Source organism: Mycobacterium triplex (genome assembly GCF_000689255.1).
GTDB classification, from domain to species: Bacteria; Actinomycetota; Actinomycetes; order Mycobacteriales; family Mycobacteriaceae; genus Mycobacterium; species Mycobacterium triplex.
On sequence record NZ_HG964446.1, the window covers coordinates 1,045,935 to 1,066,389 of the forward strand.

The window sequence follows — 20,455 nt, forward strand, 5'->3', positions numbered from 1 at the left end:
CCAATCTGTGATCAGCGCTTCCCCGGTGGACGGGCGCCGCGTGCCAGGCCGAGTCCCTTAACAGGGGCTGCGGGGGGTGCCGCGTCGCCGTTGGTTTCCTCGGCGGGCTGCGGCGTCGGCTCCGGTTGGGCCTCGGCCTTTTGCTCGGCGGGCGCCGTCTCGGCTGCCGGGGCCGCGGCGGCCGCTTTCTTGGCACCGGGACGCTTGGCCCCTGCGGCGATGCCCAGGCCTTTGACAGGCGCGGCCGGTGCCTTGGGTTCGGCGGCCTCGGCGGTGGGCTCTGCTGCCTCGGCTTTGGCCTCGGGCTGCGGCTTGGCTTCGGTCTCCGGCTTGGCGGCCGGCGCGGCGGCGGTCTTCTTGGCGCCGGGTTTCCGGGCGCCGGCGGCCAGGCCCAGGCCCTTGACCGGTGCAGCCGGAGCCTCGGCCTTTTCCTCGGCTGCGGGCGCTTCTGCCGCCGGGGCGGCTTTCTTGGCGCCGGGCTTTCGGGCGCCGGCGGCCAGGCCCAGACCCTTGGCGGGCGCGGCGTCGGTCTTGGCCTCCGCTGCCTCGGCCGCCGGTGCTTGCGCTGCCGGGGCTTTCTTGGCGCCCGGCCGTTTGGCGCCGCCGGCGATACCCAACCCCTTCGCCGGCGCTGCGGCCTTGGCGGGCTGCTCGGGCTCGGCGGCCGCGGGTTCCTCGGCCTTCGCGGGCGCTTCCTCCGCCGGTGCCGTCGCGGTGGCAGCAGCGGCCTTGGGCTCGGCTTTCGCGGCCCGCTCCTCTGCTTCCTTTGCGGCCGTGCCCTTCTGCGGCAGCGTCGCCTTGTCGTACTCGAGCGAGCCGAGCAGGATCTGGGCGACGTCGAGCACCTCGACCCCGCTGCGGCCGGCCTCTTCCTGCCGGTCGTTGACACCGTCGGTCACCATCACACGGCAGAACGGGCAGCCGGTCGCGATCGTCGCGGCGTTGGTGGCCAGCGCCTCGTCGACGCGCTCGTGGTTGATGCGCTTGCCGATGTGCTCTTCCATCCACATGCGCGCACCGCCGGCGCCGCAGCAGAAGCTGCGGTCGGAGTTGCGCGGCATCTCGGTAAGGTTGGCGCCGGCGAAGCCGATCAGCTCGCGCGGTGCCTCGTACACCTTGTTGTGGCGGCCCAGGTAGCAGGGGTCGTGGTACGTAATGTCTTGCGAGACAGGCGTTACCGGAACCAGCTTCTTGTCGCGCACCAGCCGGTTGAGCAGCTGGGTGTGGTGCAGCACGCTGTAGTTGGCGCCCAGCTGACGGTATTCCCTACCGATTGTGTTGAAGCAGTGCGGGCAGGTGACGACGATCTTGCGGTCGACGGTCTCCACACCCTCGAACACCCCGTCCAGAGTCTCGACGGCTTGGGCGGCCAGCTGCTGGAACAGGAACTCGTTGCCGGACCGCCGTGCGGAGTCGCCGTTGCAGGTCTCCCCGGTGCCCAGCACCATGAACTTCACCCCGGCAATGGCCAGCAACTCGGCGACGGCCTTGGTGGTCTTCTTGGCCTTGTCGTCATAGGCGCCGGCGCAGCCCACCCAGAACAGGTACTCATACCCGTCGAAGCTCTCGACGTCCTGACCGTAGACCGGGACGTCGAAGTCGACCTCGTCGATCCAGTTGGTCCGGTCCCCGGCGTTCTGACCCCACGGGTTGCCCTTGGTCTCCAAGTTCTTGAACAGCACCGACAGCTCGGACGGGAACTCCGACTCCATCATCACCTGGTAGCGGCGCATGTCGATGATGTGGTCGACGTGCTCGATGTCCACCGGGCACTGCTCGACGCAGGCGCCGCAGGACACGCACGACCACAGCACGTCGGGATCGATCACGCCGCCCTGCTCGGCGGTGCCGACCAGCGGCCGGGCCGCCTGCTCGGGTCCATGGCCGGGTATGCGGCCGAAGCCGGACTCCGGGACATGGTGGCCTTCTTCTTTGACCGTCTCGAGATCCAGACCCTCAAGCGGCTCGGCGGTCTTTTCACCGAGGATGTAAGGCGCCTTGGCCATCCAGTGGTCGCGCAGGTCCATGATCACGAGCTTGGGCGACAACGGTTTTCCGGTGTTCCAGGCCGGACACTGCGACTGGCAGCGCCCGCACTCGGTACAGGTGGCGAAGTCGAGGTTCGCCTTCCAGGTGAAGTCCTCGATCTTGCCGCGACCGAAAACGTCGTCCTCGCCGGGATCTTCGAAGTTGATCGGCTTGCCGCCGGACTCCATCGGCAGCAGCGGGCCCAGGCCGTCGGGCAGGCGCTTGAAGGTGACGTTGATGGGCGCCAGGAAGATGTGCAGGTGCTTGGAGTGCAGCACGATGATCAGGAAGAACAACGCCACGGCGATGTGAGCCAGCAGCGCGAACGTCTCGATCCATTCGTTAGCGGTCACACCCAGCGGCTGCATGAGCCTGCCCATGGCGTGCGAGAAGAACGCGCCCTGGCCGTAGGGGAAGTTGCCGGTGACGACGGAGGCGCCGCGGAAGATCGCGAAGCTGATGATGACCAGCGAGATCATGAACAGAATCAGCCACGCGCCACCGGTGTGCGAACCGTAGAACCGCGACTGACGGCCGTATTCCTTTGGCTCGCTGCGCAATCGGATGATCGAGAAGGTGATGATGCCGGCCAGCACGGCGAGTGCAATGAAGTCCTGCAGGAAGCCCAGCACATCCCAGCGGCCGACGATCGGGATGTGGAAGTTGGGTTGGAACAGGGTGCCGTAGGCCTCGATGTACACCGTGATGAGGATGAAGAATCCCCACATGGTGAAGAAGTGGGCGAGGCCGGGAATGGACCACTTCAGCAGCTTGCGCTGACCGAACACCTCGGCGATTTGAGTCCAGATCCGAGTGCCGACGTGGTCGGTCCGGCCACTCACCGGCTGGCCGGACATGACCAGGCGGTACAGCCACCAGACGCGCTTCAGCGCGAACAAGGCCACAATCGCGGTAAGGCCGAGCCCCAGCACCAACCTGATGAGCGTCTGCGTGGTCACAGCAGGTCTCTCCCCAATGCATCGTCACTCAACGAAAATTCGTTCGATCTTTGCTAGCTCATACTGACATCCGGGCCGCCGTCGACGCGAGAAAGGTTGCCCTAACCGAGATTCGCGAAAGCCTTTGACCTGCGGCTTAGCCCCCGGGGGCCAGCATGGCACGTAACATAGACAACATCTCCGAGCGTGAGCCGGCGCCGAGTCGGCGGCGAATACGCGCGACGTGATGCTCAACCGTCTTCGCCGAAATAAACAGCTGTGCGCCGATGTCGCGGTACGGCAAGCCAAGCAACAACAGTTCGGCCACTTCGCGTTCGCGATGCGACAGCGGCGATCCCGACGGCGGCTGATGCGTGGGCGACGGGGTCGCACCGTCGGGTTCGTCGCCGGTCACACCGATGGGAATGTCGCCCGGGGTCGCGCCCAGTTTGAGATCCCGGGCCAGCTGCAGCATCGCTCCGGACACCCTGCCGTCGGCTGCTTGCAGCGCGGCCTGGCCGGCCAGCCGGGTCGCGTCCGAGGTCAGCCCGACATGCGACAGCGCCCGGGCCGCCGCGGTCACCTCGTCGGCGTCGACCTGGTTGGCCAGCACCCGCAGCCAGGTGCGCCCGGCGCCCGAGAGGGCCCGCGCGAGGGTGCTGGTTGCGGCCGCCGCACCGAGGGCCTGCGCATGCGGGGCAACCAGATCCGGGACGTTGGCGAGGATTCCCGCGTGCACGCCGGCCCAATGCAGCGGGATCGACCACAACACCGGGTTGCCGAGCGACTCCAGCACGGTGAACGCCTGATCAAGGACATGACGCAGCTGTTCGACCTGGCGTATCCGGGCGGCGCCCACCCACAATTCGCCCAGCGGCAGCAGCGCGAACAGGTCGATGGAGTACTCGGCGAGCACCTCCATGCCTGCGTACCAATGCTTTTGCAGCGCGCCGCTGTCACCGCTGCGACGCGCGATCGCCGTCCGCAGCGCCGCCGCCCACAACGCGTCGCGCCGGTGCAACCCGGCAGGGCCGACCGCCGCGACGTCCGCGCTCGCCGATGGCAGCTGCCCGTCCTGCATCTTGATCCAGCCGGACAGCAAGGTGTGTCGAGGCGTAAACAGCGCGTCAGCGTCGGGGCGTACGGCGCGACCGATCACGCTGCGGGCGCGGACCGGATCGCCGCCGTGCATCGCCGCCAAGGTCACCAATGCGGCCGGGCTGTCCGGAACGACTTCGCGCACCGTCTGTTCGGCCGTGATGGCCTGGCCGAGTTTCGTCATCGCGACCGGATACGGCTGGTCTATCGTCAGCAGCAGCCCTTCGGCCAGACTGCGCGCGGTACGCGCCGCGATCGTCGGCGGACCGGAATCCTTGAGGCGCAGCGCTGCCCGCGCCGTCGGCAGATCGCCGGTCGCGACGAGCGCGATCGCGGCGGCCGCTCCGACCGCCGCGTCCGGGTGCGGTCCCAGCCAGCTGAACAATTCCGCAGCCTGATTCGCGTTGCCCTCGTGGGTCGCGACGCTGGCCGAAATCCGAACCGCTGCAGCGCGTTCGGTGGAATCGGGTGAGTTGAGTAGCGTGTCGGCCAATGCCGCCGCGGCGGCGCAGTCTCCGCTGAGGGCCAGCGCGTCGGCGACCCGAGATGTCAGGCCCTCGGCGCCGGCATCGACCGCTGCCCGGTAAAGCCTTGCTGCCCTGGTGGTTTCGCTACGCACTGTCGCGGCTTGCCTGGCAAGGATGGCCGCCAGCCGGTCGTCTTTGAGCCCGTGCTCGGCGAGCCGCAACGCGAAGTCCGGAGAAACCGTCGACATGTCGAGTTGTGAACGCAGCAGCGCGGTTTCGATATCGCGATGATGCGCATTGCCGACGACCTGGGCAATTGCGCCGTGCACCAGCTGTAGGAACTCGGGGCTGTGTGACGGCTCGATCAGCCCGCTGGCGTGCGCCCGGTCAACCAGCCGACGTGCGTCTGTGCCTGAAATGCCCAGTGCTGCAGCCACATCGGCAGCTCCCAGTTCCTGGCTCAGCGACGTGATGAGAAGCGTGTCCAGGTCGGGTTCGTCGAGTCGGCGCAACCGTGCCACCAGCGCGAAGGTGGCCGTCTGGGCCGGTGAATGGGTGCCCTCGGATGTTGCGCGCACCAGAAACGGGATTCCCGCGGTGCACGGCAGAAGGGCCTCCGCGACGGGCAGGGGACCCAACGATATGCGCGGTCGATCCCGTTCCATCGCCACGGTCAGTTCCCGCAGGCGCTCCTGCGGCTCGGTGGCCACCACCACCGTGGTGCGCGGGTCGTCGACCCACTCGATGAGCCGGAGCAGTTCGGGTTCGCTCAGCAGGTGGGCGTCGTCGATCACCACGGCGGCGTCGGGTGGGTCGTCGGCCCGGGGTGCGCGTGCGAGCACGGACATTCCGGCACCCCGCAGCGCGTCGCGGGCGGCGGTGATAGCGGTGGTCTTGCCGGTTCCGATGCCGCCGCTGATCACGAGCTTCACCGGCACTGCCGGCGCGTCGGCCAGGGCCCGGACGACGTGCTCGGCCATCGGGGAGTCGCTCAAGTGACGTACCCCCTAAGCGGTGCTGCGCTCGTGGTCAGGAGCGGTTTTCTCACCATAGCTGCAGCAACCCCCGCACCCGGGTAGCCATCCCCGTAGCGCCTCCATTCCCCTAAAGCAGCACCCCCTAATACAGCCGGGCGGCTGGTGGGCTGTGCACCGATCACACCGCTCGCGTGAGCCGATAGCATCGTGGCAATTGGCTGGGCGGTCCCTGCGCACGCCGACGCCAAGGGTAGAGAGCGGCAAGGAGGTGCCCCCGATGGCAAACTCATTGCTCGACTTCGTGATCTCGCTTGTGCGTGACCCCGACGCCGCGGCGCGCTACGCGGCCAACCCCACGCAGTCCATCGCAGACGCCCACCTTACCGATGTGACCAGTGCCGATGTGAACAATCTGATTCCTGTGGTGACGGATTCGCTGTCGATGGGCACTCCGGCCAGTCCCGCCTCGGGCGCGTCGGTTCCCGATCACGGAAACGTCTGGGCAAGCGGTGCGGCCGCGGCGGCTCTCGACGCATTCACCCCGCACATCCCCGCTGGGGCGGTCGATTCGCACGGTCCGGCGGCCGGCGTGATCCATCAGCCGCCCACCCCGGCACCCGACCAACCGCCGGCGGAGGTGCGACCATTGGGCCTGGACGGTCCCGGCGCACCGGTGCAGCTCACTGGGGCTGAAACGCCGGATAGCCCGGCCGATCACGGTGCTCCTCCCGTGCACGACCCGGATGTGTGGGACCACCAGGTCATCCACCCGCACCCCGGTGAGCCGGAGCACCACGACTTCGGCCTGCACGGCTGACGTTTACGGCCCTGAACTGCGCCAATACCCTCCGATAGGGGCATTTTTGGTGATGTGTCAGATCCCCCGGTAAAGCCCCTAATCCCCTAACGGGGTTTCGTTACGGATCCCGATGGGGTCCCGATCAGCCGGGGGATCCGTCCCCGATTCCGAGCAGTGGCGGAATCCATAGCGTGTATGGCAGGACGCCGGTCGATCCGGCGCAGGGGATTGAAGGGGAATCATCATGGACCGGCTGATCCAATACATCCTGGATTTGTTTGGCAACCCGGACGCGGCCCGCGCTTTCGTAGCGGGCCCCGGGCAGGCCATGACCGATGCGGGCCTGATCAACGTGGCTCCGGAGGAGTTCTCCTCCGCGGTGGCCAGCGCCTTGCCGGGTCTGCCCCTTGGCGTGGGCGACCCGATCGGCGGATTGCAGCAGGTGCTCACCGACCAGTACGGCTTTGCCCCGGGATATGGCGGATACGACCAGGGCTATGGCTACGACCCAGGCTACGGCGGCTATGACCCGGGCTATGGGGGATACGACCCGGGCTACGGGTACGGCCCCGGCCTTGTCGGCGCGGTTGCCCAGGACGCGGGCGTCCTGGTGGGTGACGGGGTTGCCCCGGTTGTCGACGGCGCTGGCGCTGTGCTGGGTCTGGGCAGCGCGATCGTTGCCGACGTGGGTGGCGGTCTGCTCGGTGCTGTCGACGCCGGACTGTACGGAGCCGCGTACGGCGGGCTCGGATTTCAGACGGGCGGCTGGGGCGGATTTGGTCCCGGTTTCGGATCTGGTTGGGGCGGTTTCCAACCGGGCTGGGGACATGGTTGGGGTGAGCGGCCTGGCTGGGGACATGGTTGGGGTGAGCGGCCTGGCTGGGGACATGGTTGGGGTGAGCGGCCTGGCTGGGGACATGGTTGGGGCGACGGGCCTGGCTGGGGGCACGGTTGGGGCGGGTTCCGGCCCGGCTTGGGTGAATTCGGCCACGGCACCGGCTTCGGTGGCGGCTTCGGCGGCGAGTTTGGACTGGGCGTCGGATTCAACGCCGGTCTGGGCCTTGGTGGTGGTCTCGGCGGACACACCGGCTTTGGTCTTGGCGGTGGCGGCCTGACGGGCATCGGTTTGGGTGCCCAGACCGGGTTCGGTGGCCGCGCCGGTCTTGGCTTCGGCGGCGACACCGGCCTGGGCCTGGGTGGACACACCGGTTTCGGGTTGGCCAGTGAGGTCGCCCTGGGCGGCCGCGCCGGTCTCGGACTCGGTGGTGAGGCTGGTCTTGGTGGTCGGGCCGGGTTCGGCGAAGGTGTTGGGCTGCGGGCCGGCGGCGGGCTTGAGGGCGGCGCTGGGTTCGGTGCCCGTGCGGGTCTTGGTGGCGAGGCTGGTCTGGGCGGTCGCGCCGCAGTCGGTGCTGGATCCAACGGCGACGCCGGCTTTGGCGGAGGTGCCGGTCACGGTAGCCACGCAGGTGTTGGCCTGAGGGGCGAAGCCGGCGGGGGCTTTGGGGGCCAGCTCGGCGTTGGCGCTGGCAGCCAGCTTGGCGTCGGCGCTATCGCCGGTGGTGGTCTCGGCGCTGCTGGCCAGGCCGGTGGCGGCTTCGGCGGCGCAGTTGGCGGAGGTAGCCAGCTGGGCGGTGGCATCGGTGCCGGTGCTGGTGGTCAGGCGGGTCTGGGCGGTCAAGCGGCTCTGGCGAGCCAGGCGGGATTCGGTGCTGGTGGTCAGGCGGGTCTCGGCGGCCAGGCCGCACTGGCGAGCCAGACAAGTTTCGGGGCCGGCAGCCAGCTGGCGGGTGCCGGCAATGCCGGTGTGCTCGCCGGCGGGGGCGGTAATGCAGCGCTGGGCGCCAGCGGTCAGGCGGGGTTGATCGCTAGCGAGGGCGCGGCACTGAACGGCGCCGCCACTCCTCACGTGGCCGGCCCGCTCGGGGGCGTCGGCGTCGGTGGACAGGGTGGTACCGCCGCGGCCGGCGGCGCTGGACTTGGTATCGGCGGGGCACGCGGCAGCGCCATGTTGAGCGGTGAGAGCGGGCTGGGAGGCCACGCGACGCCGCAATCCGCCGCCGTTGCCGGCGGCGCGGGCCTGGGCAGCCACGCCGAAGTCGGAGCCGGCGGCGCGGGTATCGGCGGTCACGCCGGAGCCGACGTGACCGCGGGGGCGGGCGTCGGCGGAGGCTTCCCGGGCGGTGCGGCCGGCGGCGGCCTCAACGGTGGAATCGGTGGCGGCCTCAACGCGGGCGCCGGCGGCGGCGCTCACGGAGGGATCCTCGGCCAGGAGGGTGCGGCGCTCGGCGGCGGCGGCAGTGTCGCCGGCAGCGGCGGCGGCGGCGCTCACGGCCCGGCCGGGCCCGCTGGACAAGGCCCGGTGATTCACGGCGGCGGCGGTGCCGGAGGCGGCGTCGGTGGTCACGCCACCCCGCCGTCGAACCCCGGCCCCGTCTTCCAGGGCGGTGGCTCCGGCGGTGCCGGCGGCCACGGCAGCGCGGGCGGACCGGTGATCCACGAGCCGGCGCAGCAGGCTCCGGTTCAGCATTCCCCTGCGCCGGTTCAACATTCGCCGATTGAGCACTCGCCCGCACCGGTTCAACACTCGCCGGCACCGGTTCAGCATTCGCCTGCGCCGGTTCAGCATTCACCGGCTCCAGTCGAGCATGCTCCGGCACCGCACAGCCCGTCGGTGTTCGAAGGCACTCCGCACGCTCCGGCCCCGGTGCACGCACCGGCTCCGGCACCGCACCCGTCGCCCTCTCACGTCGGGGGCCCGCACGGGTAGCGCGCGAACATAGCGGAACGGCGGGGATCTTGTGATCCCCGCCGATTCGCGCGCATACCGTAATCACAGATGCGAGAAAGTGGGGAACCGCGGTGACTCAGGCCAGTGATCCGAGGCGCGTCAGCGTGATCGTCGAGCTGATCGACCACACCCTCGCCATCGCCGAACTCAACGACCGCAATGACCTCGTGGAGCGACTGGCGCGGGCCCGCGAGCGCATCACCGATCCGCAGATCCGGGTGGTAATCGCCGGCCAGCTCAAACAGGGCAAGAGTCAACTACTCAACTCGTTGCTCAACCTGCCGGTCGCGCGGGTGGGCGACGACGAGGCCACCGTGGTCATCACCGTCGTCAGCCACGGCGACCCACCGTCGGCCCGGTTGATCGTGGCCGCCGGACCCAACGGCGAATCCATGCCCATCGACATCCCGATCGACGACATCAACACCGACCTGCGCCGAGCGCCGCAAGCCGCCAACCGCGAAGTGCTGCGTGTCGAGATCGGAGCGCCCAGCCCGCTGCTGCAAGGTGGGTTGACGTTCATCGACACCCCGGGCGTGGGCGGTCACGGGCAGCCGCATCTGTCGGCGACGCTCGGACTGCTGCCCAACGCGGACGCGCTGATCATGGTCAGCGACACCAGCCAAGAGCTGACCGAACCGGAGATGTGGTTCATCCGGCAGGCGCACCGGATCTGCCCGGTCGCGGTGTTGGCGGCCACCAAGACCGACCTCTACCCGCACTGGCGCGAGATCGTCGACGCCAACACCGCGCACCTACAGCGCGCCGGCGTGCCGACACCGATCCTGCCCGTGTCGTCGCTGCTGCGCAGCCACGCCGTCACGGCGAACGACACCGAACTCAACGAGGAGTCCAACTTCCCGGCCATCGTCAAGTTCCTCAGCGAACGGGTGCTCACCCGCGAGACCGACCGGGTACGCGACGAGGTCCTTCGTGATATCCGTTCTGCTGCAGAACAATTGGCGATGGCTGCGGGTTCAGAACTCGCGGTCTTCAACGATCCGGGGCTTCGCGACCGGCTCGCCGAAGACCTGGAGCGGCGCAAGCGCGACGCGCTGGACGCACTGGAGCAGACCGCGCTGTGGCAGCAGGTGCTCAACGACGGATTCACCGACCTGAGCACCGACGTCGACCACGACATGCGAGCCCGGTTCCGTGGGCTCACCGAGGACATCGAGCGCCAGATCGATTCGTGCGACCCGACCCGGCATTGGGCCGAAATCGGCAGCGACGTCGAGGAAGCCGTCGCCACCGCCGTCGGGGACAACTTCGTGTGGGCCTATCAACGCGCCGAGGAACTGGCCGACGACGTGGCGAATTCGTTCGCCGCGGCGGGGCTGGATTCGGTGCTGACTCCCGAGCTGAGCCAGCGCGCGATGGGTGAAGACTTCGGCCAGCTCAAATCGGTGTCCGATCTGGAGTCCAAGCCGGCCGGCAAGGGGCAGAAGATGGTCAGCGGACTGCGTGGTTCCTACGGCGGCGTGGTGATGATCGGCATGTTGTCCTCGGTGGCGGGGCTGGGCCTGTTCAACCCGTTGTCGGTGGGCGCCGGGCTGATCCTGGGCCGCATGGCCTACAAGGAGGACAAGGAGAACCGGCTGCTGCGGGCGCGCGCGGAGGCCAAGACGAATGTGCGGCGCTTCGTCGACGACGTCTCGTTCGTGGTGGGCAAGGAATCTCGCGACCGGCTCAAGGTCATCCACCGCACGCTGCGCGACCACTACCGCGACATCGCCAACGAGATCTCCCGGTCGCTCAACGAGTCGCTGCAGTCGACCATCGCCGCGGCGCACGTAGAAGAAGCCGAACGCGAAACCAAGGTCCGTGAACTCGAGCGGCAGTTGAATATCCTCAACCAGGTCACCGACAATGTGGGCAAACTGACGCCACCGGTGACCGTAGGACGGGTGTGAGCACTAGCGATCGAGTCCGTGCGATTTTGGGCGGGACCATCCAGGCCTACCGTGGTGAGCCGGCGTTCCGGAACCGACCCGAGGTCTTCTACGAACTGGACCGCATCGGCGCGCGGCTGAACGAGCCCATCCGCCTCGCCCTGGCCGGCACGCTCAAGGCCGGAAAGTCCACGCTGCTCAACGCTTTGGTCGGTCAAGACATCGCCCCGACCGACGCCACCGAGGCCACCCGCATCGTGACCTGGTTCCGGCACGGGCCCACCCCAAAGGTCACCGCAAACCATTGGGGTGGAAGGCATTCCAATGTGCCGATCAACCACAGCTCGGGGCTGACGTTCGACTTCCGGACGCTCGACGCCGCCGACGTGGCCGACCTGGATGTGGAGTGGCCCGCCGAGGAGCTGGTCGATATGACCATCATCGACACCCCGGGCACGTCGTCGCTGACGCGTGCGGCCTCCGAGCGCACGCTGCGGCTGCTGGTGCCACCCGACGGGGTGCCGCGGGTGGACGCGGTGGTGTTCTTGCTGCGCACCCTCAACGCCGCGGATATCGCTCTGCTCAAGCAGATTGGGCAACTCGTCGGCGGGGCCGCGGGCGCGCTTGGCATCATCGGCGTCGCATCCCGGGCCGACGAAATCGGTGCGGGCCGGATCGACGCGATGCTGTCGGCGGCCGACGTGGCGCAGCGCTTCACCACGGAGATGAATGACACGGGCATCTGCCAAGCGGTGGTCCCGGTGTCGGGGCTGCTGGCGCTGACCGCCCGCACGCTGCGGCAAAGCGAGTTCATCGCGCTGCAGAAGCTCGCCGCCGCCGACAAGACCGAGCTCGGCAAGGCCATGCTAAGCGTGGATCGCTTTGTGCGCGTGGAGAGCTCGCTGCCCGTCGATGCGGCGACGCGCGCCCAGCTGCTGGACCGGTTCGGCATGTTCGGCCTGAGGATTTCGCTCGCCGTGCTGGCCGCCGGTGTCGCCGACGCGGCGGGCCTGGCCGACGAACTGCTGGAGCGCAGCGGTCTGGTGGCGCTGCGCGAGGTGATCGATCAGCAATTCGCGCAGCGGTCCGACATGCTCAAGGCGCACACCGCGCTGGTGTCACTGCGCCGGTTCGTGGAGGCGTTCCCGATCGTGGCGACGCCCTACGTCATCGCCGACATCGACCCGCTGCTGGCCGACACCCACGCCTTCGAAGAGCTGCGGTTGCTCAGCCAATTATCTTCTCGACCAACCTCTTTGAATGCCGAAGAGCTCGCATCGCTACGTCGGGTGATCGGCGGATCGGGCACCCGCCCGGCCAGTAGGCTGGGTCTGAATCCTGAGAACACCGACCCCAACGAGGGGCCGCGGGCCGCATTCGCCGCGGCGCAACGCTGGCGCCGCCGGGCCGAGCATCCGCTCAACGATCCGTTCACCACCAGGGCGTGTCGTGCCGCGGTGCGCAGTGCCGAGGCGATGGTGGCCGATTTCGCCGCGCACGGCGCCAACATCCGGGCTCAGTAGCGCCGCCACGGCCAGTGCGGTCGCTCCCGTTCGGTCGGCAGCGGCGGCGTAAAGGTGGTGGTGGGCGGTGGCGGGACCGTCGTGGTGGGCGGCGGCTGATAGGTCGTGGTGGGCGGCGGCGCCTCGGTCGTGGTCGTCGTCACCGGTGCCTCGGTAGTGGTGGTCGTCGGCGCCTGGGTCGTCGTCGGGGTGGGGCTGGGGGATTCCGTGATGGTCACGGTCTGCTCGGGGGGCGGGGCGGTCGGTTGACTCGGCGGGGTCTGCACCGGCCTTGGGCTCTCCTCGCCGAGGGTCAACGCCAGGATGGTGGCCACCAGTATGGCTACGCCCGCGGCGGCCAGGCTCAAGACGATGGCGGTGCGCCGGTACCACGGCGGCGGTGCCCCGGCGTAAGGGTCGTCGTCTGCTTCCCCGAAATCCATTGCGTCCCGGACATATTGGCCGCTGTGTTCGGGGCCGGTGTAAGGGACGGGGTCCTCTTCGTCGTCGTCCTCGGACCAGGCCAGCGGCCGCTCTTCTTCGATCCGGGCGCCCGGCATGACTTGGGTCATGTCGGGCGGCGCGGCGGCGGCCAGTTGCGTCGGGGTCTCGACGACGGGGCTCGGAATCGCGCGCGTCGAAGGGTGCTGTTGACCGAATTTGGCCGCGCCCAGGGCCGCGGTGAACGCCGGCTGCGGTGTGGTGTGGACCGGCACCCCAAGGCGTTCGGAGAGGCGGGTGGCGAGCAGCGGGATGGCGGCACCGCCGCCGACGGTGGCCACGGCGGACAGGTCTGTCACCGCAATCTTGTTGCGCTGCAAGCTGTTTTCGACGTCGGTGACGAATTCGTCCAGCGGTCCGGAGATCAGCTCCTCGAATTCGTTGCGGGACAGCTCAACATCTTCGCCGGTGACCGCCGGCAGCGTGGTGACCGTGGCCGTCGACAGGGTTTCCTTGGCGGTTCGGTATTGGTCGAGCAGGCGGGTCAGCGACCCCATTCGCGTCGTGCTGGCCAGGCCGCCGGAGCTGTCGCTCGGAGCGCCGTCGCGCATGTGGTCCAGGATCAGCTGGTCGATCGCGTCGCCGGAGAAGTCGCGGTAGCGCACCGAGGGGCCGATCTGCGCGAAATCCGAACCGGCGTCGCTCAGTGTCACGGTGGTGCCACTGGCGCCGAAATCGCACAACGCGACGATGCCGTGCGTTGGGAAGTCTGGTTCGGCCCGCAGCGCGGTCAGCGCGGCCGTGGCATCGGAGATCAACGCCGGAGGCACGCCGTCCGGCGCCAGACCGGGCTGGGCGAAGAATTCCTCACGCAGCGCCGCGGACTGCTCCGGCGACCAATAGGCGGGGACGGCGATCGTGACCGGCGTTCCGTAGTCGACGGTGCGGGCCATCGCCTCGAGCGCTTCGACCGTCAGCGCGTCACCGAGGTACTTCGTCCCGTCGGCGGCCACCAGCGGAGTGCGGTCCCCGACCCGTTCGACGAACCCCCGCATCACCAGGCCGGCTGCGGCCGGGTCGGGACTTTCCTCCGGTAGGCCGACTTCGGACGCCCGCTGGTCGAAGAGGGTGAGCACGGACTTGCGAGTCACCGCGTCGCCACCCGCGCGGGCCGCGACGAGGTTGGCCATCCCGATGGACAACCCGAGCGACTCGGACATCTGGCATACCCCTGTGGTTTGTCGTAAATGTGGCTGTGGGTTCCCGCGAGTCTAGGTGGGAGCCCTTTTCAGAGGCCGGGCGGCAGCGTGATCTCGGTCGGTAGCCCGGGCAGCGGGGGCAGGGTGATCACCGAGGGCAGTTGCGGCAACGGGTACGCCTCGCCCGACGGCGTGGTCGGTGTGGTCGTGCCGGTCGACGGCAGCGCGTCTTCGGCGGACGCCGTCGGGGCGTCGGTGGTCGGGGTGGTTGTCTGCGCGCTCGGCGCCGCAGGGGCCACGCTCGAGGTCGTCGACGGTCGGGGCGCCGTCGTGGTGGCGGTCACGGGAGTGGTGCTGGTCACCGGTTGCTGCGGCGGGGCGCCGTGCGCGAGCTGGATGATGCCCCAGACGATCAGCGCGATCAGCACCGCGATCAGGCTGCCCCACCCAACCAACGCAATTGGTTTGCGCCAACCCGGAATCGGGTCGTCGGGGTCGGGCGGCGCGCTGCCGTGCTCGTCGTCTCCGTAGTGGATGAAGACGGTGGGGTCGTCGTCGACGAAGTGGTCTGCCGGCGCGTGCCTTCCCATGGTCGCCGAGACTAGCCGGGCGGGTCGGGCCGGGGCTGGTCCCACACGGGCGGCTTCCGATCGGCCGTCAAACGTTGACCCAATCGCAATCAACTCGTTAGGGCAGTTGCGGGATGGTCGTAGGTAGCCACGACGGCCAGTGATGCCTACGGGTGGGCTGGTGCGTCGGCTGCGGTTGCGGCGACTCGACGGCGCTGCTGGTGGGAGGCGCCGTCGTCGTCGTGGTGGTCGACGGCGCACTCGTCGTGGTCGTGGTCGTGGTCGTGGTCGTGGTCGTGGTCGTGGTGGTGTGCGGCGTCGTCGTGGTGGTTTTCGGGTTGCCGCTGGTGCCCTGGTCTTCGATCAGCTCGACGATGCCGTAGACGATCAGGACGATCAGGATCAGAACCGACAGGCCCCAGAGGATCAGCCCCACCGGTTTGCGGTACCACGGGGTGGGCTCGGTCTCTTCGTCGAACGGATCCGGCTGCGGTAGGCCGGGAGCGGGCCGCGGCGGCTCATCGGCGGGCGGGCGCGGCGGGCCATCGCCCCTCCCGACGTCTCTGTATCGCGTCGGCTCATTGTTGAAGTCGTCCGGTGGGCCTGCCACGGCACCGATCGTACTGACCGGCCTGACGATGCGTTGACCGTCGTCGGCGAGATCAGAGCCCGGCGGAGGTGAGCTGGTGATCCGCCTCGAGTAGCATCCACGCGCTCAGCTGTATCGAGAGATCGCGGCTCTGGTTCGGCGCCGACGCGTGCGACGAGTCCGCGAGCTGGGTAAAGGTTTCCAGACCCGGCGGCGGGGTGACCGGACGGTTCCAATGCGCACCGAACAGCGGCAGTCCGTCCACCTCGGCGCGGTTGTCCCAGGCCGCCCGCGCCGAGGCGTGCACGAGTCGCGCGGCGGTGGTGTCCCCCAGGGCCAGCGCGGTCTGGGCGAGATACCTGGCGAGGATGCCCATGAACAGCCCGGAGTCGTTCCCGGCGCACCCGACGATCACACCCCCGTCGGCGAGCCTGTCGGCGGTAGCGGCGACGAGTGCCGCCGCGCGCTCACGGTGGCTGGAATCGTTTGTGCGCAAGGCCAATTCGGTCTCCAGCCCGATGGCCACGCCCTGACAGTAGGTCAGCAGCGAGCGGTCCACCCGCCCGCTGGGTTCGTGCACGCCGTCGAAGATGAGGCCGCTTTCGGTGTCGCGCAGCCGGTTGTGCAGGAAATCGGCGAGTTGTTCGGCGCGCGACAGCTTGCCCAGCCGCGCCATCGCGATGCCGGTCGGACCGATCCCGGAGGTGCTGTAGTAATCGTGGCCGATCTTCCAGGGCACCGCGCCGACGGCCGGGTTCCAGCCGTCGAGCAGGGCGGTGCGCAGCTTCGGAACGGCATCGCCGAACCGGACGCCGAGCAGCCGGTCAGCGCGTTCGAGTGCGAGCACCAGCCACGACATGTCGTCGCAGTACCCGTTGGTCCAGCCGGTCAGATTGCGGGTGTGAATGCCGCGCGCGATGGCGCCGATCCGGTCGATGCGTTCGGGGGTGCGTGCGCGGTACGCCGCATCCACCACGCAGTCCAGCAGGTGGGCCTGCCACCAGTAACACCAGCGGGCCAACAACAATTGGTCGAACAGGGACGACGGCCAGTGCAGCGTGCCCAGTTGGGTGCCCGACCACCAGAGCGTGTGCACGTGCCGCTCCATGACCGCCCGCTCCGCCAGGTCCGCCCGCTGCTCGAGGCCCACCGGGCCCGGAGACGGCTTCGCCGCAATCGCCGCCGCGTGCGTCGGCTGGTTCACCGCCGTGAGTGCGACGGCGCCCGCGACCGCGAACAGCAAACCGCGCCGGCTGATCCCCTTGTTCGGGCGATCCATCCGCTCGAGCTCCTCTTTGCTGAACAACGATCGCCGGCCGGAAACCGGGCAGCTAAATGTTATTCCGGCATCGACGAAATCCCGAAGAATCAGGCCTCGAGTCCTCGAACGACTCAGACGACTAGAACGTGGAGACCTTCTCGACGCTGACGAACATGCCGTGCCCGGTGTGGCCGTTGGTGAACCGGGTGCCGGCCTCGGAGGCGTCGATCGTCCAGCCCTGCGCGTCGTAGATCTTGTAGTCGATCGTGACGGCGGGGATGGCACCCAGGTTGCCCAGGATCCACTGCACGGAGCCGGCAGAGGTGATGTGGACGCCGTTGGCATGCTCACCGTCCTGCATGGGGGAGTCGGTGAACGGTGCCTCGCATCCGACGCTGTCCTTGTTGATCTGGCAGCGCGTGATGCCGGACTTGGTCTCGATGAACACGTAGCCGTTCTCGTCGGGCGGCAGCGGAATGGCGCCGGCCGGCGCGGTCGGATTCGCCGGTGTAGTCGGCGGCACCCCGATGGGGCCCGACGGCGGCGCCGCCGTGATGCTTGGCCTCGGCGTGGGAAAGTTCGGCTCGGTGGGCCCGGTGCCCGGCGCCGCGACCGGCTTGCCGTCGATGACCGAGCTACAGCCCGAAATCAGCATGGGACCAGCCAGCAGGGCCGCGAGCACCAGCGAACCACCCGCCATGCCTCGCCGGGCATTCTGCGAAAACCGCACGCGTCGCTCCCGAAACTCGGAGATGTCAGACGTAGATTACGCACGGCGCGGCACAAGATGCCCGGGCGACGCGGTTTTGAAATGCCGCTGATAGCAAAGTGTTATCGCCGGATGGCACGGACGATGAGTCTGTTGCTTAGCCAGCATGTGAATGCATGATGGGGGAGTGCGGTTACCGCCACAGCACGTCGGAGTCTTGTTGGCCGCCGGCGCCGGTCGCCGCTACGGCAAGCCGAAAGTCTTGGTCGAGGGCTGGCTGGACATTGCGGTCGGCGCGCTGCGCGACGGCGGATGCGGCGACGTCGTCCTGGTCCTGGGCACCGCCGAGGTCGCCGCCCCGCCCGGCGTCACAGCGATCACCGCGCCGCACTGGCACCAGGGACTCAGCGCGTCGGTGCGCGCGGGTCTGGCCGCGGCCGACCGCATCGGCGCGGACTACGCCGTGCTGCATGTGATCGACACTCCCGACGTGGGCCCCGACGTCGTGGCGCGGGTGCTCGGCCGGGTGACCGAAAGTGGGCTCGCGCGCGCGTATTTCGGCGACCGGCCCGGGCATCCGGTGGTCATCGCGCGCCGGCACTGGCCCGATGTGCTGACCCGGATATCGGGCGACCAGGGCGCCGGCGCGTATTTGCGCGGCAGGCACGACGTCGAGATGGTCGACTGCAGCGACCTGGCCGACGGTCAGGACGTCGACGAGCCCGGTTAACTCACAGACCCAGCAGCTCTTCCGCGTTGAGGTGGCTGATGCGCGCCCGCTCGTCGTCGGTCAGGGGGAGAGCGTCCAGGAAGGCGCGGGCGGTCTTCATCGACCCGAACGGGTAGTCGGCCGAAAACGCCACTCGCTCAATGCCGACGTGGGCGACCAGGTTGGCGTAGGTGGCTTCGTCGTTGAAGTTGGCGAATGTGTAGTGCACGTTGCGCCGCAGGTAGGTGCTGATGGCGTGGTCGAGGCCGGTCAGTTCCGGCTTCAGCGTGGCGTCGAAGCGCGGCAGCATGAACGACGTCGCCTCGCCCATGTGCCCGATGATGATCTGCAAGTCCGGGTAGCGGTCGAACACGCCACCGAGGATCAGGCGCAGCACATGGGTGGCGGTGTTGATGTGCCAGCCCCACCCCACCGTCGCGAACGCGAACGTGACCTCGGGGGAGAACCCCGCGTAACAGGACTCGATGACCGCCGCCGGCGGGATCGTCGGATGCAGGTAGATCGGAGCGTTCAACGCCGCCGCGCGGTCGAGAACCGGCTCGAAGAACGGATCGTCCAGGTAGCGGCCTTGGCTGTGCCCGTTGATCACCGCGCCCCGGAAGCCGAGCTCGCGCATCGCCCGCTCCAGCTCGTCGGCCGCCGCGTCGGGCGCGCCGATCGGCACGCTCGCGAAGCCCGCCAGTCGCTCGGGGTACCGAGCGACCGCCGCGGCGAGTTCGTCGTTGCATTCGCGAGCCAGCTGGGCGGCTTTCGGGCCGTCCAGCTGTTCGACACCGGGGGCGGCCAGCGACAGCACCGCCAGATCGATTCCCGCCTCGTCCATGGCCGCGATGCGGCCGTCGCCGAGATCGGCGATGGCGTCGATCACGCCCGCGCGCGACGCCAGCCAGCTGCCCGGTCCGCGCAGGAATCCCGCTGTGGCGTAATGCTCTTCGAGTGCGATGGTCCGCACCGGCGGTCCTCAGGTCTCCAGCACGCGGTTGGCGGCGGTCCAGTAGGGCAGCGCGTCGCGCTTGGCGGCCCAACGGATGGTCTTGGTGTAGCCGTATTCGGCCAGCGTTTCCTCGGCGTGCTCGCGCCCGAAGCCGCTGTGGCCGACTCCGCCGAACCCGGTGCCGATCGCGATCCGCACGTAGTTGTTGACGAACACGGCGCCGGCCCGGATCTGCCGGCTCACCCGCAGCGCACGATCGCCGTCCTGGGTGAACACCGCCGCAACCAGTCCGAACGGAGTGCTGTTGGCGATCCGCACCGCCTCACCCTCTTCGGTGAACGGGATCAGCGTGACCACCGGACCGAAGATCTCCTCGCGGGCGACCCGCATGCGCGGCGTCACGTCGGTCAGCACGGTCGGCGATACGTAGAAGCCGTCCGCCAGCCGAGGATCCTCGGGCAGCGGCGCCTGAGCGGCAATGCGCGCGCCCTCGGCCACACCGAGCTTGAGGTAGTCCAGCACCTGCTTCTGCTGCGCGCGGGTGACCAACGGCCCGACGTCGGTCATGGGGTCGGCCCCGTCGCCCACCCGCAGCCGGGTCACCGCCTTGCACAGCTTCGCGGCGAACTCGTCATAGATCTTGTCCTGCACCAGGATTCGCGACGACGCGGTGCACGCTTCGCCCTGGTTGAAGAAGCCGCCGTCGATGGCCGCCATCAGCGCCTCGTGCATGTTGGCATCGTCGAAGACGATCAACGGGTTCTTCCCGCCCAGCTCCATCAGCGTCGGGGTGAGGTTGCAGGCGGCGTTGCGCATCACCGCCGAGCCCGTCCGCGGCGACCCGGTGAACGACACCTTGCCGACCAAGCGGTGTCCGGCCAGTGCGGCACCCACCTCGCCCTTGCCGGGTACGGCGTGCACCACGCGGTCCGGCAGCACGGACTGGATCAGCTCGACCATGCGCAGCACCACCGACGGCGTCTGCTCCGGTGGCTTCAGCACCACGGCGTTACCGACGGCGAGTGCCGGCGCGATCTTTCCGGCGGTGTGGATGGGCGGCCAGTTGAACGGCACGATGGCCGCGATCACGCCGTACGGTTCCAGCGTGGTGACGTCCAGGACGGTGTCGTGGTCGCGCGCCTTGTTCGGCAGGTTCTCCACGATGCTGCTGAAGAACTCAAAGATGGAGATCGCCGCTTCGAGGTCGAACTGGCGCGCCTGGACGATCGGCTTGCCCATCTCGCGTGACTCGAGCATCGCGAGTTCGTCGGCGTGTGCGCGGATGACCGCGGCGATCTCGCGCAGGTAGGTGCCACGCTCGCGGGCAGGCCGCTGCTTCCAGCGCAGGTGGGCGGCGTGCGCCTTGCGCACCGCCTGGTCTACCTCGTTGGGCCCTGCGCCCTGCACCACCGTGACGGTTCGGCCCGTCGCGGGGTTCTCGACGACGAACTGGTCGTCGGTAGAGGGAGACGACCAGCGTGTTCTGGTCCTGGTCAGGGCGGGAGCTTGCAGAGTCATTGGCACGTCCAGCAAG

Annotated in this window: 14 protein-coding genes; 5 read left to right on the forward strand and 9 right to left on the reverse strand. The window is 68.9% G+C overall.

The features are described 5' to 3' along the window. Positions 1–11 precede the first annotated feature (11 nt). Both BN973_RS04795 and iniR read right to left on the reverse strand, forming a co-directional pair. Complete coding sequence (locus BN973_RS04795) at positions 12–2,987, reverse strand: (Fe-S)-binding protein (protein WP_036466296.1); 2,976 nt, start codon at positions 2,985–2,987, stop codon at positions 12–14. A 136-nt stretch (positions 2,988–3,123) separates the two neighbouring features. After that, positions 3,124–5,511, reverse strand: coding sequence for an isoniazid response ATPase/transcriptional regulator IniR (gene iniR / locus BN973_RS04800; RefSeq protein ID WP_036466298.1), 2,388 nt, complete (start codon positions 5,509–5,511; stop codon positions 3,124–3,126). 274 nt (positions 5,512–5,785) lie between these two features. Between iniR and BN973_RS04805 the strand changes: the two genes are divergently transcribed. The 4 genes from BN973_RS04805 (at position 5,786) to BN973_RS04820 (ending at position 12,510) form a co-directional block, all read left to right on the forward strand. Beyond that, complete coding sequence (locus BN973_RS04805) at positions 5,786–6,325, forward strand: Rv0340 family IniB-related protein (protein WP_036466299.1); 540 nt, start codon at positions 5,786–5,788, stop codon at positions 6,323–6,325. A 226-nt stretch (positions 6,326–6,551) separates the two neighbouring features. Beyond that, on the forward strand, positions 6,552–9,074 hold the full coding sequence (locus BN973_RS32155) for an IniB N-terminal domain-containing protein (RefSeq protein WP_198048894.1): 2,523 nt from the start codon (positions 6,552–6,554) through the stop codon (positions 9,072–9,074). A 92-nt stretch (positions 9,075–9,166) separates the two neighbouring features. Further along, positions 9,167–11,008 carry a dynamin-like GTPase family protein gene (locus BN973_RS04815; protein WP_036466308.1) on the forward strand — a complete coding sequence of 614 codons (1,842 nt, stop codon included), beginning with the start codon at positions 9,167–9,169 and terminating at the stop codon, positions 11,006–11,008. Next, positions 11,005–12,510, forward strand: coding sequence for a dynamin-like GTPase family protein (locus BN973_RS04820; RefSeq protein WP_036466310.1), 1,506 nt, complete (start codon positions 11,005–11,007; stop codon positions 12,508–12,510). The genes BN973_RS04815 and BN973_RS04820 overlap by 4 nt, the downstream gene beginning before the upstream one ends. On the opposite strand, the gene BN973_RS04825 is transcribed toward BN973_RS04820, so the two are convergent. The 5 genes from BN973_RS04825 to BN973_RS04845 form a co-directional block, all read right to left on the reverse strand. Beyond that, positions 12,504–14,150: an Hsp70 family protein gene (locus BN973_RS04825; RefSeq protein ID WP_036466312.1), complete on the reverse strand. Its 1,647-nt coding sequence runs from the start codon at positions 14,148–14,150 to the stop codon at positions 12,504–12,506. The genes BN973_RS04820 and BN973_RS04825 overlap by 7 nt on opposite strands. Before the next feature lie 68 nt (positions 14,151–14,218). Beyond that, positions 14,219–14,719 (reverse strand): hypothetical protein, encoded by a 501-nt coding sequence (locus BN973_RS31580; RefSeq protein WP_036466314.1) that lies wholly within the window; start codon positions 14,717–14,719, stop codon positions 14,219–14,221. 97 nt (positions 14,720–14,816) lie between these two features. Then, positions 14,817–15,308, reverse strand: coding sequence for a hypothetical protein (locus BN973_RS04835; RefSeq protein WP_036466316.1), 492 nt, complete (start codon positions 15,306–15,308; stop codon positions 14,817–14,819). A gap of 52 nt (positions 15,309–15,360) precedes the next feature. Next, positions 15,361–16,566, reverse strand: a complete 1,206-nt coding sequence (locus BN973_RS04840; RefSeq protein ID WP_051641122.1) for a glycoside hydrolase family 76 protein — start codon at positions 16,564–16,566, stop codon at positions 15,361–15,363. A 121-nt stretch (positions 16,567–16,687) separates the two neighbouring features. Next, positions 16,688–17,248 (reverse strand): hypothetical protein, encoded by a 561-nt coding sequence (locus BN973_RS04845; RefSeq protein ID WP_139830173.1) that lies wholly within the window; start codon positions 17,246–17,248, stop codon positions 16,688–16,690. Positions 17,249–17,444: 196 nt separating this feature from the next. On the opposite strand from BN973_RS04845, the gene BN973_RS04850 reads away from it, so the two are divergent. After that, positions 17,445–17,987 carry a nucleotidyltransferase family protein gene (locus BN973_RS04850; protein WP_232232020.1) on the forward strand — a complete coding sequence of 181 codons (543 nt, stop codon included), beginning with the start codon at positions 17,445–17,447 and terminating at the stop codon, positions 17,985–17,987. A 1-nt stretch (position 17,988) separates the two neighbouring features. Here the strand turns inward: BN973_RS04850 and BN973_RS04855 are convergent, their stop codons facing one another. Further along, positions 17,989–18,939 carry an amidohydrolase family protein gene (locus tag BN973_RS04855; protein ID WP_036466321.1) on the reverse strand — a complete coding sequence of 317 codons (951 nt, stop codon included), beginning with the start codon at positions 18,937–18,939 and terminating at the stop codon, positions 17,989–17,991. A 9-nt stretch (positions 18,940–18,948) separates the two neighbouring features. Next, on the reverse strand, positions 18,949–20,439 hold the full coding sequence (locus BN973_RS04860) for an aldehyde dehydrogenase family protein (RefSeq protein ID WP_036466322.1): 1,491 nt from the start codon (positions 20,437–20,439) through the stop codon (positions 18,949–18,951). Positions 20,440–20,455 lie beyond the last annotated feature (16 nt).

Bases quoted from the DNA above. Each gene is read 5' to 3' on its own strand.
- BN973_RS31580 (WP_036466314.1), bottom strand. From the start codon at position 14,719: ATGGGAAGGCACGCGCCGGCAGACCACTTCGTCGACGACGACCCCACC.
- BN973_RS04860 (WP_036466322.1), bottom strand. From the start codon at position 20,439: ATGACTCTGCAAGCTCCCGCCCTGACCAGGACCAGAACACGCTGGTCG.
- iniR (WP_036466298.1), bottom strand. From the start codon at position 5,511: ATGGCCGAGCACGTCGTCCGGGCCCTGGCCGACGCGCCGGCAGTGCCG.
- BN973_RS04845 (WP_139830173.1), bottom strand. From the start codon at position 17,248: ATGGCGGGTGGTTCGCTGGTGCTCGCGGCCCTGCTGGCTGGTCCCATG.
- BN973_RS04840 (WP_051641122.1), bottom strand. From the start codon at position 16,566: ATGGATCGCCCGAACAAGGGGATCAGCCGGCGCGGTTTGCTGTTCGCG.
- BN973_RS04825 (WP_036466312.1), bottom strand. From the start codon at position 14,150: ATGTCCGAGTCGCTCGGGTTGTCCATCGGGATGGCCAACCTCGTCGCG.
- BN973_RS32155 (WP_198048894.1), top strand. From the start codon at position 6,552: ATGGACCGGCTGATCCAATACATCCTGGATTTGTTTGGCAACCCGGAC.
- BN973_RS04805 (WP_036466299.1), top strand. From the start codon at position 5,786: ATGGCAAACTCATTGCTCGACTTCGTGATCTCGCTTGTGCGTGACCCC.